General features: G+C 51.9%; 13 protein-coding genes. 2 read left to right on the forward strand and 11 right to left on the reverse strand.

The window, feature by feature from the left end; all coding sequences use genetic code 11:
- Positions 1 to 612: 612 nt before the first annotated feature.
- The 8 genes from EKD02_RS06175 to EKD02_RS06210 form a co-directional block, all read right to left on the reverse strand.
- The gene (locus EKD02_RS06175; RefSeq protein WP_126384541.1) at positions 613 to 1,524 is read right to left on the reverse strand and encodes a mechanosensitive ion channel family protein; all 912 of its coding nucleotides are present in this window, start codon (positions 1,522 to 1,524) and stop codon (positions 613 to 615) included.
- A 44-nt stretch (positions 1,525 to 1,568) separates the two neighbouring features.
- Complete coding sequence (gene pyrG, locus EKD02_RS06180; protein ID WP_126384624.1) at positions 1,569 to 3,353, reverse strand: CTP synthase; 1,785 nt, start codon at positions 3,351 to 3,353, stop codon at positions 1,569 to 1,571.
- A gap of 56 nt (positions 3,354 to 3,409) precedes the next feature.
- Positions 3,410 to 5,893 (reverse strand): DNA gyrase subunit A, encoded by a 2,484-nt coding sequence (gene gyrA / locus EKD02_RS06185; protein WP_126384544.1) that lies wholly within the window; start codon positions 5,891 to 5,893, stop codon positions 3,410 to 3,412.
- A gap of 124 nt (positions 5,894 to 6,017) precedes the next feature.
- The gene (gene rsfS / locus EKD02_RS06190; RefSeq protein WP_011889423.1) at positions 6,018 to 6,413 is read right to left on the reverse strand and encodes a ribosome silencing factor; all 396 of its coding nucleotides are present in this window, start codon (positions 6,411 to 6,413) and stop codon (positions 6,018 to 6,020) included.
- A 96-nt stretch (positions 6,414 to 6,509) separates the two neighbouring features.
- Positions 6,510 to 7,187, reverse strand: coding sequence for a tRNA (adenosine(37)-N6)-threonylcarbamoyltransferase complex dimerization subunit type 1 TsaB (gene tsaB, locus EKD02_RS06195; RefSeq protein ID WP_126342614.1), 678 nt, complete (start codon positions 7,185 to 7,187; stop codon positions 6,510 to 6,512).
- Positions 7,184 to 7,633, reverse strand: a complete 450-nt coding sequence (gene tsaE, locus EKD02_RS06200) for a tRNA (adenosine(37)-N6)-threonylcarbamoyltransferase complex ATPase subunit type 1 TsaE (protein WP_126342615.1) — start codon at positions 7,631 to 7,633, stop codon at positions 7,184 to 7,186. Before tsaE ends, tsaB begins: the two co-directional genes overlap by 4 nt.
- Entirely contained in the window at positions 7,630 to 8,904 is a 1,275-nt protein-coding gene (locus EKD02_RS06205; RefSeq protein ID WP_126342617.1) for a DUF1015 domain-containing protein, read from the reverse strand. Before EKD02_RS06205 ends, tsaE begins: the two co-directional genes overlap by 4 nt.
- An 18-nt stretch (positions 8,905 to 8,922) precedes the next feature.
- Positions 8,923 to 9,669, reverse strand: a complete 747-nt coding sequence (locus EKD02_RS06210) for a segregation and condensation protein A (RefSeq protein WP_126342619.1) — start codon at positions 9,667 to 9,669, stop codon at positions 8,923 to 8,925.
- 154 nt (positions 9,670 to 9,823) lie between these two features.
- Between EKD02_RS06210 and EKD02_RS06215 the strand changes: the two genes are divergently transcribed.
- A complete protein-coding gene (locus tag EKD02_RS06215) occupies positions 9,824 to 10,453 on the forward strand; it encodes a tetratricopeptide repeat protein (protein ID WP_011889418.1) in 630 nt (209 codons plus the stop codon).
- 3 nt (positions 10,454 to 10,456) lie between these two features.
- On the opposite strand, the gene EKD02_RS06220 is transcribed toward EKD02_RS06215, so the two are convergent.
- From EKD02_RS06220 to EKD02_RS06230, 3 genes are all read right to left on the reverse strand, one after another.
- Complete coding sequence (locus EKD02_RS06220; RefSeq protein ID WP_011889417.1) at positions 10,457 to 11,383, reverse strand: C1 family peptidase; 927 nt, start codon at positions 11,381 to 11,383, stop codon at positions 10,457 to 10,459.
- 88 nt (positions 11,384 to 11,471) lie between these two features.
- Positions 11,472 to 11,813, reverse strand: a complete 342-nt coding sequence (locus tag EKD02_RS06225; protein WP_011889416.1) for a P-II family nitrogen regulator — start codon at positions 11,811 to 11,813, stop codon at positions 11,472 to 11,474.
- A gap of 9 nt (positions 11,814 to 11,822) precedes the next feature.
- Positions 11,823 to 13,154: an ammonium transporter gene (locus EKD02_RS06230; protein ID WP_126384547.1), complete on the reverse strand. Its 1,332-nt coding sequence runs from the start codon at positions 13,152 to 13,154 to the stop codon at positions 11,823 to 11,825.
- Positions 13,155 to 13,519: 365 nt separating this feature from the next.
- Here EKD02_RS06230 and rbp point away from each other — a divergent pair, with 365 nt between their 5' ends.
- Positions 13,520 to 13,789: an RNA-binding regulator gene (gene rbp, locus EKD02_RS06235; RefSeq protein WP_011889414.1), complete on the forward strand. Its 270-nt coding sequence runs from the start codon at positions 13,520 to 13,522 to the stop codon at positions 13,787 to 13,789.
- Positions 13,790 to 13,857: the final 68 nt, after the last annotated feature.

Consider the following 13,857-nt stretch of genomic DNA (forward strand, 5'->3'; position numbering starts at 1 on the left):
CTTGAGTTGTAAACAACTGCAAAGCAATTGACTTTGGCGTTCACTTAGCAACAAATTCAAAGAACTTCCTTGTTGAAATCAAGGGACATCAATGTAACACTGTCGTCCCGATTCTGCAAAAACTTTTTTCCTTTTTTTCTTCCCGCCTGACAGTCAAATCATACAAACTTCACCATCTCGGGTCGTCAAAAGAACTGCTTCCTTCATCAAGGGAACCCAATGTATTCTTTTCTCGGGTTCCTGCAAAATCTTTTTTCATTATTTCATCCGCTGCAGAAAGCACTGTCTGGCCACCACACCGGAGAATCAAAGAACTGTTTCCTTCATCAAGGGAGCCCAATCTATCTCTTTTCCCGACTTCCGCAAACTGTTTCGGCTTTTTATCTCCACAATTAAATTTTACCCCTGTATGCCATTTTTTAACAACACTTTACAGATTTCGCCCAGAAATCATAACCATCACAATATCACGCTTTATCATCTACCATTGAGAGCATGCCCTTGTTATCCATCTGGCAGGATGGCGCATGAAGCTGCGGAAACAGCATTAAAAAAAGCTGCCCGAAGCAGCTTTCCGCAGTGTTGTGCTATTGAAAATAATTGACTTTTTTCTCAGCCTTTCCCGCAGCTCTCATCTTTTTTCTCCCAAAAAGGAACATCACTGCTCCTGAAATGGAGGTCGGTCTGAGGGAAAGGAATCTCAATCCCCCTCTTTTTAAAGGCCTCGAATATTCTGAAATTCATCTCGCTTCGAAGAATTTTTGGAGTCTGGATGCGCGTTTTAGTCCAGACACGAAGCTCAAAATCAAGTGAACTGCTACCGAAATCAGAAAAAATAACATCCGGACGCGGAGTCTGAAGAATATCGGGGTGATCGTCGGCAACCTGAAGAAGAACCAACTTCACCTCCTCCGGGTCCGAACTGTAGGAAACACCCACCGGAACGGTAACCCTCAGATTGCGGTCGTTGTGGCTCCAGTTTATGACCTGATTGGACACAAACTCCGAGTTTGGGATGATGATATTGATGTTGTCGTTGGTAAGAATGGTTGTTGAACGAATGGCTATTCGCACAACATCGCCATTGATCTCGCCCACCTGGATTCGATCGCCTACTTTAACCGGGCGTTCCAGAAGAATAATGACGCCGCTGAAAAAGTTGTTGGCAATGTTCTGCAGACCAAATCCGATTCCTATGCCAATGGTGCCCGAAAGCACTGTCAGTGCACTCAAATCAATCCCCGCCGACTGCAGCACCACAAAAAACCCAAAAAAAACAACAAGATACTGAGTGATGGTTCCAAGAGCCAGTCTGGTTCCTTCGTCTTTGACGGTGTCAACCAGCAGGCGGTTGACAATAAACCGCTTAAGAAGCCGCGCCGCAACATAGAGAATGCTGACGGCCAGCACTATGGCAAGAATAGTATAGAATGAAATTTGAGACTGCCCTATTGTCAAGAGGGGACGGGAAATAAAACGATGCGCATGAAGAAAGGCATCAGGCAGCGAGAGCATGCTGGGCATAATGGACAGGCAGTTTACTGTTTGAACCGGCTGCATCCGGGCAGTTACTGCCCGGAATCCCTCTCCTCATCATGACCACCATTGTCAGGGAAAAATGACTTGCTTTCCGCCGAAGATTCCTCAGAATAGGCGGCGTAGGCCTCTGCAGTCGGCTCTGGCATGAAGTGGGGTTCAATTGCCGCTAACTCCGGCTGATGACCGACCGCAGCATAGGATTTGGCAGCACCAACAAAACCATGGAACAGAGGATGAACAGCCTGCACCCTTGACTTAAGCTCCGGATGGAACTGCACAGCCACAAACCAGGGATGATCCTTGATTTCAATAATCTCCACAAGTTCACCATTGGGCGAAGTTCCCGAGAAGACCATACCATGCTCTTCAAAAGTCTCCCGATAGGCATTGTTGAACTCGAAACGGTGCCGGTGGCGCTCATTGATAAGGAACTTGCCATACACCTCATTGGCCTTCGTCCCCTCCTTGATGATGCAGGGATAACTTCCCAGCCGCATTGTTCCACCTTTCTCCTTGACTTTTTTCTGCTGCTCCATCAGGTCGATGACCGGATAGCGGGCCCTCTTGTTGAACTCTGTAGAGTTGGCCTCTGCAAGATTGCACACATTGCGGGCAAACTCAACCGACGCACACTGCATTCCGAGGCATATTCCAAAAAAAGGAATCCCCTGCTCCCGCGCGTAACGGATGAAGGCCACCTTGCCCTCTATGCCACGATCACCAAAACCCGGAGCAACAAGAATAGCATGCACCCCCTCAAGCTCCCGTGCAAAATCATACGCTTCATTCTCCGCCGCTTCAGCCCCGATGAGCCGCACATGCACTTTCACATCGTTACTCGCGCCGGCATGAATAAAGGCTTCCAGAATAGATTTATAGGCATCGGGATACTCGGTATACTTACCGCAGACAACTATGGTAACCTCACCAGAGGTCGGATGCTTCACCTTATTGCAGAACTCGCGCCAATAGACAAGATCGGGCTCCTTGAATTTTTTCAGCCCCAGCTTTTTCAGCACCCGCAGGTCAAGCTGCTCCTGCAGAAGAGTCAACGGCACTTCATAAATGGTATCGCAGTCGTTGAGTCCGATGACATCAAGATTGTTGACATTACAGAAATGGCCCACCTTCCGTTTGATTTCCGAGGAAAGTGGTTTTTCACTCCTGCAGACAAGAATATCGGGCTGAATACCAGTCTCCAGCAACATTTTCACACTGTGCTGGGTTGGCTTGGTTTTAAGCTCACTCGCAGCTCTGATATAGGGCACAAAGGTCAGATGGATGTTCAGCAGGTTGCGATCTCCCATATCCAGCTTCATCTGGCGCATGGCCTCAAGAAAAGGCAGGGACTCGATATCGCCGATAGTTCCACCGATTTCAGTGATGATCACATCATAATTGCCGTTCTTTGCCAACTCGGCGAGCCTGTCTTTGATTTCGTCAATCACATGCGGCACAACCTGCACCGTACCACCCAGATACGCACCGCGCCTCTCCTTATCTATAACCGACTTGTAGACACGGCCCATGGTCAGGTTTGAAACCTGTGAAGTGGACTCGTTGAGAAAACGCTCGTAATGGCCAAGATCAAGATCAGTTTCGGCACCGTCATCGGTCACATAGACCTCACCATGCTGATAGGGCGACATTGTCCCCGGATCAACATTGATATAGGGATCGTACTTCTGTATGGCAACCCTCAGTCCCCGCGACTTCAGCAGCATCCCGAGCGAAGCGGAGAGAATCCCCTTGCCGAGCGACGAGACAACCCCGCCAGTCACAAAAACATATTTCACATTCTTCGGTCGAGCCATGACATCGTTGTCGTTTATTGGTGTAGTATTGCGTTTTTCGGTCAACCATTCCATTGTCAGAGCAGTGGCAGCTGGCCATCAGGATCCTCCAGAAGCGTCTCCGTATCGGTATCCTCATCAGTCTTGGGAACCCGCGCAAGAGCCGAAACCGCATCACCCTCCATCAGCCTCACAAGCCTGACGCCGGAAGTATTCCTTCCAGTAATGCGGATGTCGGAAACATGCTGGCGGTTCACAATCCCGTGTGAAGTAATGATGATGAGATCGTCATCGTCATTTACATCAAGCAGCCCCACAAGCGCCCCTATCTTTTCATGCGCCTTAAGGGTAATGACCCCTCTTGCTCCACGCTTGGTCAGGCGGTAATCCTCCACCTTGCTCCGTTTTCCGAATCCATTGTCGGTTACTGCAAGCAGAGCGGTATCAAGCCGCTTGGTCGTGACCATTGAAATGCACTTCTCTCCACGGTCAAGCGTTATGCCCTTGACACCCATGGCAGTCCTTCCCATCGGCCGAACCTGCGACTCGGGGAATCGAACCACGAGGCCGGAGCTCTTGGCCAGTATCACCTGATGATCACCATCAGTCAAACGGGCATCAAGCAGCGCGTCGCCAGTATCAATGGTAATGGCCGCAATGCCGTTGCGCCGCGGACGGGAAAACTCCTCAAGCGCCGTCTTTTTAACAATACCGTCGGCAGTCGCCATCATGATGAAGCCGGGCTCATCAAAGTTACGGATATTGATATAGGTTTTAATGGTTTCACCAGGGTTCAGCTCCATGATATTGGCAAGCGAACGGCCTCTTGCGGCACGGCCAGCCTCCGGAATTTCATAGACCTTGAGCCAATAACATCTGCCGTTGCTGGTGAAGAACAGTATATAATTATGGGTAGAGGCCACGAACATGTGTTCGATGAAGTCGTCATTTTTGGCCTGCGCCCCCGTTACACCCTTGCCGCCTCTGGCCTGGCGTCGATAGCCCGACACAGGGAACCGCTTGATGAATCCGTCGTGGGTGATGGTAATGACCACATCCTCCTGGGCAATCATATCCTCAATAGAGAAATCACCCTCCTGCGGCACAATTTCAGTGCGTCGTTCATCACCATATACTTCGCGCACCTTGAGAAGTTCTGTGCGGATAATCTGCATCTGCCGCTCAGGGCTTGCAAGAATATCGCGAAGCTCCTCTATAAGGGCTATGGTTTCAGCATACTCAAGATCAATCTTCTTGCGCTCCATGCCGGTCAGGCGCTGCAGACGCATCTCCAGAATCGCCTTCGACTGCAACTCCGACAGCCCGAAACGCTCTATAAGGCGCGCCTGAGCGGTATTTGCATCGGGAGACTCGCGGATGGTGGTAATGACCTCATCAAGATTGTCGAGACAAATCTTCAGACCCTCAAGAATATGAGCCCGTTTTTCAGCAGCCGTCAGGTCGTATCGGGTTCTGCGAAGAACAATCTCATTGCGGTGCTGGATGTAGAACTGCATCATCTCTTTGAGATTCAGCACTCTGGGCACCCCATCAACAAGAGCAAGCATAATGACGCCGAAGGTATCCTGCATCGGCGTGTGCTTGTAAAGATTATTCAGCACAACCTTTGCCACAGCATCGCGTTTCAGCTCAATGACCAGGCGCATACCGTCACGGTCAGACTCGTCACGGATGTCGGCAATGCCCTCAACCTTTTTATCGTGCACCAGCTCCACAATTTTCTCAATCAGCCGGACCTTGTTGACCTGATAGGGAAGCTCTGTGACAACAATTGACTCACGACCGTTTTTCTGTGTCACCTCAACCAGAGCGCGGGCACGAATAACCACCTTGCCCCGTCCTGTTGTATAGGCCAGACGCACCCCTTCATACCCGTAAATGATGCCACCGGTGGGGAAATCAGGAGCAATCACATGCTTCATGAGCTCCTCAATCTCAATATCCGGATTATCAATCAAGGCCGTCATGCCATCAACAACCTCGCGCAGGTTCTGAGGCGGAATATTGGTAGCCATACCCACCGCAATACCAGAAGCCCCGTTCACAAGAAGGTTCGGAATTGAAGACGGCAGTACGGTAGGCTCCTCAAGGGAGTCATCAAAATTGAGTGAATGCTCAACAGTCTCCTTATCAAGGTCCTTGAGCATCTCGCCGGCAATGGCCTTCATGCGGACCTCCGTATACCTCATGGCCGCAGGAGAATCACCATCAACAGAACCGAAGTTTCCCTGACCGTCAATCAGCGGATAGCGCAGCGAAAAATCCTGCACCATTCGCACAAGGCTGTCGTACACGGCCGAATCACCATGCGGATGAAACTTACCAAGCACTTCACCAACAACACGGGCCGATTTCTTGTGCGGCTTTCCAGCCTGAAGACCCAGTTCATGCATGCCGTACAGCACCCTGCGGTGAACCGGCTTCAATCCGTCGCGCACATCGGGAAGAGCACGGCTGACAATAACCGACATGGAATAATCGAGATAGGAGCCCCGCATCTCTTCTTCAATCGTAACAGGGAGTATTCGTTGGCGCTGCATAAGGCAATCAGAAGTGATATTTGCTATAAAGAATCCGACAGATCAATGTATGAAAAACCGGCATAAATACCGTCAATAACCATCATCGGAAATCGAGAAAAAAGAGAGAAGTTACCATAACCATTCAGGTTACAGCAACAACAGGTGCATCCGACCATAGTGATTCCAGATCATAAAAACCTCGTTCATCTGGCATGAATATATGAACAACAACATTCACATAGTCCAACAGAATCCAGTGCATGGAATCAAGCCCCTCCACATGAAGCGGCCGTTCATCCTCCCCGCGCAGCTCCTCAATCACATGCTCCGCCGCAGCCTTGGCTTTCCGCTCCGAATCTGCAGTCACAATCACAAAAAAGTCCGTCACGGAAGTCAGTTCGCGAAGATCAAGAATCTTCACATCCTCACACTTCTTTTCAAGAGTCAGCTCCGCCGCCCTTCGGGCAAGCAGTTCACCATCTTCAACCTCGCGCACCACCGGCTGTGCCGGTTTTTCGTTCTTTTTGAGGCCTCCCATATAGCTCCAGTCATTCAACCGTTAAGAGAAAATTCACCATTCGAAACATCAATCTGTAAGGCTCTACAGCTTCTCGTGCGGTCAATATAGCAAACATCACGCACCGCCCGAGCCGAAACTCTGCCGATAATCAGGCTCCACCTCGCCAGCCCCCGTCCTGCAAGGCTCCGCGTAGGCCCGAATCGCAAAATCAAACAACGAAGCAGCCGAAAAAAAATCGGCATTTACCCCGGCAACCCCACCTGCATCAAGCACAGTCCGAAGTGGCTCCAGATTCCGGCCAACCGCCACCACCTTCCCGGCACAATCCTGAAGAGCCACGGCAACATCTTCCACCCCGCCACGGCTTACCTCATCATGCCAGCTGAATGCCGCAAGGTCGTCCCGCCGGTAAAGGGCATAAAAATACTCACCCTTCCGCGATCCAACAACAGCCATAACCCTATCCCCCGAAACATCCGCCGGAAGGGAAGCCGCAAGGGCGGGAAGGGTTGGAACAGAGAGAAGCGGAACATCAAGAGCAAAAGCCACCCCCTTCACCGCCGACATGCCAATGCGTAGAGCAGTAAACGAACCCGGCCCCGAAGAAACCGCCACTGCGTCCAATTCACGGGGGGCAATCCCTCCGGCGGACACAACCTCATCCATCAGCGGCACAATGCTTTCCGCAGTCTTCTGCCAGCCCCCGCCACTGCGCTCCAGCTTCCGCCCCCGGCACATCAGGGCAACACTGAGCACTTCATGCGTGCACTCCACAGCCAGAATATTCGTCATTCCTCTCTTTCAATAGTTATCACTCTGCTCTCGTCACCCTCATACTCAATCAGAACCCTTGCAGTGTAGCGGTCCCCATACTCCCCGAACCGTTCAGCCCACTCTACAAACGAACACCACGCTGAAGAAAGATACTCCCCGAACCCCAGCGCATCCAATTCCGAGGGCCGCTCAATCCGATAGAGATCAAAATGATGGATGCTCACCTCGTCCCCCTGAAGCAGGCCGTTATAGATATTGAGAATGGGAAATGTCGGACTGGAAAGCTGCTCCGCGCAACAAAAAAATTCAGCCACCCCCCTCATGAACTCTGTCTTGCCTGCCCCCAGGTCACCAGAAAGCGCCACAACAGCGCCACCCGGGAGCGAAGCCGCAAACTTCCGGCCCACCGCACGGGTCTCCAATGCGGAAGCCGAATGGAACACCTCTTTGAAAGCACCGTTCATCCAAGAGAATGGAACACCAGTCCCGTCATGATTTTAGGATAGAAAAAAGTTGACTTCTGCGGCATCACCTCACCCGAGTCCGACACATCAAGCACCTGGCGAACCGTTGTAGGATGCACCACAAAACCAATCTGAGCCTCTCCCGACTCAACAGCCCGGAACACCTCACCCTCATCTTTTCTGTAGACAAGGTTGCTCTGGCTGGCCATGGCCTCACGCGAAATGCCAAGCATACCACCAAGCACTGCGTCATGCAGCACCACCAGGCCAAGACGCCGCATTGCCTCCGGACACGAAGCCTCAAGCACATCCTCCGCACGCCCCTTAAGCACAATGCCGACCAGCCGCCCGGGAAGCACTACTCCATAGGCATAGCTCGACTGCTCCCTATCCATAAACTCCTTCAAAGCCTCACGCCCATCAAGTTCCCTCAGGACAAACTGCTCACCGAGCTTACCAAGAAAAGCCTCGGCATCAAAATGCGCAAGCCCGTGCACAACCCTGTGAATCGGAAAAATCAGAAGCCCCTCGTCATACATGTTCGCCAGATAGGTCAGAATAAAATTGTAGGGTTCCTCGCCCGTATGGCAGGAATTGCCATCAGCCCGCTCATTGCGGTAATTCAGACCGGTTGCATACCGGTGGTGACCATCAGCTATGTACACTGTCCTCTCCAGCAGCACCTCCCGGAGTTCGGCCAGCAGCTCCGGTTCCGTAATCCGCCACATCCTGTTCTCCACCCCCTGAAGCTCAGCCTCAAGAACCGGCTCATGCGTCGCCGCATACTCCTTCAGCAATCTATCGCCCCTGCCCGACTCATCGGCATAAATACCAAACACCGGACTGATGTTTGCCCTCGTCTGCCGGAACAGATTCAGTCTGTCGGCCTTCGGCCCCGACAAGGTTTTTTCATGCGGCAGCACCTTTTTCTCGGAAGGTTCACTCAGACGCATCGCCGCAAAAAAACCACACCGCGTCACCCGGTTCCCCTCAGGGTCCGCAAAAGTCTGAAAATAGGGGTAGAGTGCCGGCCGCGGATCCCGCACCAGCTCCCCCTCAAGCAGCCATTCGCGCAAACGGGCAGCTGCTGCTTCATACGGACTCTCCTCACACGGAAGCTCAAGGCGCACCGCATTGCATGAAGAAGCCGCATACAGCTCCTTCTGATAAGGAGGAGTTATCACATCATACGGAGGGCAGATAAGGCTGGAAGCATCGCGCAGCAGTTCATCACTGTAACGAAGAGCTTCAAAAGGCGCAATTTCAGGCATACAACTATGGTATAATTATTATAAAAGCAACTGGCTCCTGGGATCAGGACCTTTAAGAGCAATCCAGAAATCATCATGACCCTCCTTCACCAGAACAAGGATCCTGCCATTTTTACACATCTCCAGCACCGCAAGAAAAGTCACAACCAGAATAATCCGCTGACTGACCCCCTCAAGCACATCACTGAACGACACCTGCACCCGGTCCTGAAGCTTTGAAATAATCAGCTCAATCTGCTCCTTCACCGTCACCGGAGCGTCCATGACATTGCGGCTCATCGGCTTGGGGATATTGTCCAGAACAGCCCGGTAAGCGCTCATAAGATGATAGAGTGTCGGGCGGTTCACCTGCTCATCAAGCTCATCAACCACCTCCGGCATAAACTCCTCAAACAGCCCCCTCGCAAACAGCTGTTCCCGCTCAAAGGCACACTGGTCAAGAATTTCGCTCGCCTCCTTGATCTGCTTATACTCAAGCAGCCGCTGCACCAGCTCAGTGCGCGGATCAAACTCATCCGTATCCTCATCGTTTGCCGTCTGACGCGGAAGCAGCATAGAGGCCTTGATGCTCATCAAAAGAGAAGCCATATAAATGAACTCCGCCGCAACCTCAAGCTTGAAACGCCGCGCATCATGGATGTAGCTGACAAAATCAGTCGTTATTTTCGAAATGGGGATATTGTAGATGTCAAGTTCGTCCCTCTTGATAAAGAAGAGGAGCAGATCAAGCGGTCCTTCAAATTCCTCAAGGCTGATCCGGAACATTGATTGCAGGGAAGCGTTGGAGAAAGCTCTGCATCAAGATAGACAAAGTGGGGTGAAATGCCACACCTCCTGAAAAAATTGCAGCACGGAAAAGACTGCAAATGAAGTGGGGCATTTTTTTCATTCCCCCGTAACTATTCGTACATTTATTTATATGTCCGATTGCGCACAGTACCCGGCGAATCGCGACTTTCCCGAAACAATTTTCCGGGCCCCTGAACCGATGAAAAAGACGCTGCTTTCACTTGCACTTACCGCCGCATTGGCCATGAGCACCACCTCACCGGCGGCTGCTGAATCGGCCAACAACTGGTTTGACCTTGGCCTCAACCACCAGATGCAGGGCGATATAGAATCAGCCATTGACTTTTACACAAAAGCCATTGAAATTGACCCCGTCTTTGCAATGGCCTACCAGATGCGCGGAGCTGCAAACCAGAAACTGAAAAAATACAAAAAGGCGATGCAGGACTACTCCATGTGCATCACCTGCGGCGAGAACAACTTCAGGGCTGTCGGTTATTACAACAGAGGGATCATCAAAAACCTGACCGGCGACTTCACCGGCGCAACCTCAGACTTTTCAGAAGCAATTGCACTCGACAGGAAAATGGCCCCGGCGTTTTTCCACCGTGGCATAGCACGAAGCAAAAGCGGAGATATTTCCGGACGGCAGGCCGATTTTCAGGCGGCCGCACGCCTTGGCGACAGTACCGCTGAAAGCTGGCTCAACACCTACTGCCCCGGCTGGAAAGATGCCGCCAGGACTGCCGGACGCTCCTGAACCTCAGGAACCGAACTGTCCCGTATCAATCCACCCCATACTGAAAAGCGACCAGAAATCCAGAGCAAGCCCTTTCAGCACATAGTCATAAGGCATCCACCCATATCCCCCCTCACCCCACTCTGCTCCCCAGGAGTTCCTGATAAGAAGCGCCCCGCGCGACCTGGCAGCGCACCGGGTATTTTCAACCACTTTTTTATCGTCATAGCCAACAGCAAGAATAGCATGGCCCCACTCCGCCTGTTCGCTGGGGCAGGGCATCGGAATGTGTCCCCGGGCATCCCCGTCCTCAAAAGAGCTGAACCCGAAAAACCCGAACACCGAAGGGATCCCCGAAGCGATGAACTTTTTCACCCCCACAAGAACCTCTTCCCTCTTGACGCTTGAGGCAATAGGATCGTGGCAGAAGTAACGGAGTGCCTCGAAATTGTCGGCAACGGCATAGGCAAACCCGCTTGGCTCTTCATCAAAACCCGGATCTTTGTCGGTGTAGGCCCAGTACTTTTCAGGAGGCACGCCGCAGAGCGCAAGAGCGCCCATCGTATTGCGGAGCCACGCACCAGTGTCGCCGGTGGTGCCCATGAGGTTGCGGGTGGTTTTGTAAATGAAAAGGCGGGAGCAGTCAATGTGGCGGCCGAAGGCTCGCCGTTCAAAATACTCAACCAACCCCGAGGCGGCATGCGCCGTGCAGGAACCGATGGCACCCTGCGTTTCAACAGGGGAACACCACTCTCTGAGGTCAGCTTTGGGAGGAAGGGAAACGCTCCCTGATTTTTTCGTTTTCGGCAGATCAAGATGCTGCCTCAAGAGAGCAACTTCGGGATGAAGAGCGCTGTAGTCGCGCATATCCGGTAAAGGCATCAGCCAACCCGTGCCAACGGCAGCCAGAGAACTTCCTGAAAGTGACACGGTTTTCTTCATTGCGTACATGGCAGTCTCCCTGTATCTGGTTGAGGGCAAGAACAAACGCAAGTATATGCGCGCCACAGGAAAACTACACAATAAAGATCACTTTACCCTATACAGCAGAGCCTCCCCGTTCGCGCGTACGGATGCGGATGCAGTCCTCAAGCGGGGTAATGAAAATTTTACCATCACCAATGGCAACAGGATCGTGGCTTGCCGAATCGATGATGGCATCAATGGTCTTTTCAACAAACTCCTCATTCACGGCAATGTCGATCCTGATTTTCGGAATCAGATTCGGCGCAATCTTCTGGCCACGATAAATATCAATATCCTCCTGGCGACCATGGCCGGTCACCCTGCTGACGGTGATTCGGGTTATATCTGCCTGAATCAGGGCCTCACGCACATGGTCGAGCCGGTCGGGATTGATGATTGCGGTAATCAGCTTCATGGATCAAGTTCAGTTTAGGTTGATGAGGCCGTAGCCATGCTCGCCGTGCATGCTGTGGTCGAGACCCGACATTTCATCGTTTTCGCTGATGCGCAGACCGATGGTTTTTTCAATAAGCACAAGCAGAATCAGCGACACCACTGACGCATAGAGCACCGTAATACCCACAGCCGTCGCCTGCACGCCCAACTGCTGCCAAACGCTCCAGCTTCCTCCGGCAAGCTCTGCCGCCTCGGCCATCCATGAGGGACGGATGAAAAAGACAAGGGCAAGAGCCCCCACAATACCACCCACGCCATGCACACCGAATGCATCAAGACTGTCATCATACCCCATACGGTTCTTCAGCAATATGGCACCATAACAGACAAGAGAAGCAAGCGCACCGAGCGCAAAAGCCCCGACAGGCTGTACAACACCCGCAGCAGGGGTTATGGCAACAAGCCCCGCCAGAATGCCCGATGCAACACCAAGGCTGGTCGCCTTGCCATGGTGCACCATTTCAATGACCATCCAGGTAAACGCTCCTGCAGCCGCTGAAAGCTGGGTTACCGTAAGAGCTCTGGCAGTTGCAAGGTCGCTCGATATGGCACTTCCCGCGTTGAATCCGAACCAGCCAACCCAGAGCAGGCCAGCCCCGGTAAGGGTCATCACCAGATTGTTGGGATGCATGACATTACGCGGATAACCCCTGCGGCAACCAAGATAGAGAGCGGCCACCAGAGCGGTGACACCTGAAGAGATATGCACAACCGTACCGCCGGCAAAGTCAATCGCACCCGCTGCACCAAGATTGAAGAGGAAACCATCGGAAGCCCAAACCCAGTGGCAGATGGGGCTGTAGACAATGATACTCCAAAGCGCTATGAAGACAGCATACCCACGGAAGTTCACCCGCTCAGCAAACGCGCCCGCAATAAGCGCCGGGGTGATGATTGCGAACTTGCCCTGGAACATGGCGAACACATACTCGGGAATGTGCGACTCCATGATGGTGTCGTCAATACCCTGCAGCATGAACAACTGCGGATCCCATCCAACAAAACCACCGAGCACACCGGGCCCGAAACTCAGGGCGTAGCCGACCATCGGCCAGAGCACACCGATGATGACCATTGCCCCGAAACTGTGCATCATGGTGCCAATCACATTCTTTGTCCGCACCAGACCGCCGTAGAACATGGCAAGGCCGGGGATCATGAGAAGCACGAGAGCCGTGGAAGTCAGCATCCAGGATGTTGTCCCCGAATCGGTATAGACCTCTTCAGCACCATAGAGGGGGGTGCCGGAATGCAGGAGAAGAGGGAGCAGCAGAAAGGCAGAAATCAGTCTATTCTTCATAACCAGAAGCAGATAAAGAAGTTGCTGTTTGCTTAAAATTTTAAGGCGAATGACCTTAAATAGCTATTTTTCTAACCAAAAACAAAGAGAAGGGCGATGTTTTGGCAAACAGGAGATAAGCGCGTATTCCTGCCGGCAACCAAAAGCAATTGCACAGGAAAGCGCCTGCTCATTCCTGCGCCATGATAAAGCCCGGCGAGAGGGGGGGGGGTGTATTTTCCTCTTGGTAAAAATTACGGAAAACGGTAAATTAACGATTAGAAATCATCCAATGGTTGGCTGATCGCTGACAGGTTATATGTGCTTTGGTTACCTGTTGAGCGTTTCTTTTTTCTACAAATGCACGAGTATACCGAGACCAAACAATGAATATTTATGTAGGTAACCTGCCTTATTCCATCACCGAAGATGATCTTCGCGACACCTTTTCCGCTTTCGGTCAGGTCGACAGCGCAAACATCATCACCGACAAATTCTCAGGCCGTTCAAAAGGCTTCGGTTTTGTTGACATGCCTAACGACAGTGAAGCACGCGAAGCAATAGAGTCAATGCACGAGAAAGAGCTCAGCGGACGCACCATCACGGTCAACGAAGCAAGACCCCGTGAAGAACGCCCTGCAAGAAGAGATTACTGATCCTTTCATAAGGACCAAAGTCTACAGCCAGACGGAACAGCACTTGTCCGCCTGGCTTTTTTATTTCC

This window comes from Chlorobium phaeovibrioides (genome assembly GCF_003968655.1).
GTDB lineage: Bacteria > Bacteroidota > Chlorobiia > Chlorobiales > Chlorobiaceae > Chlorobium > Chlorobium phaeovibrioides.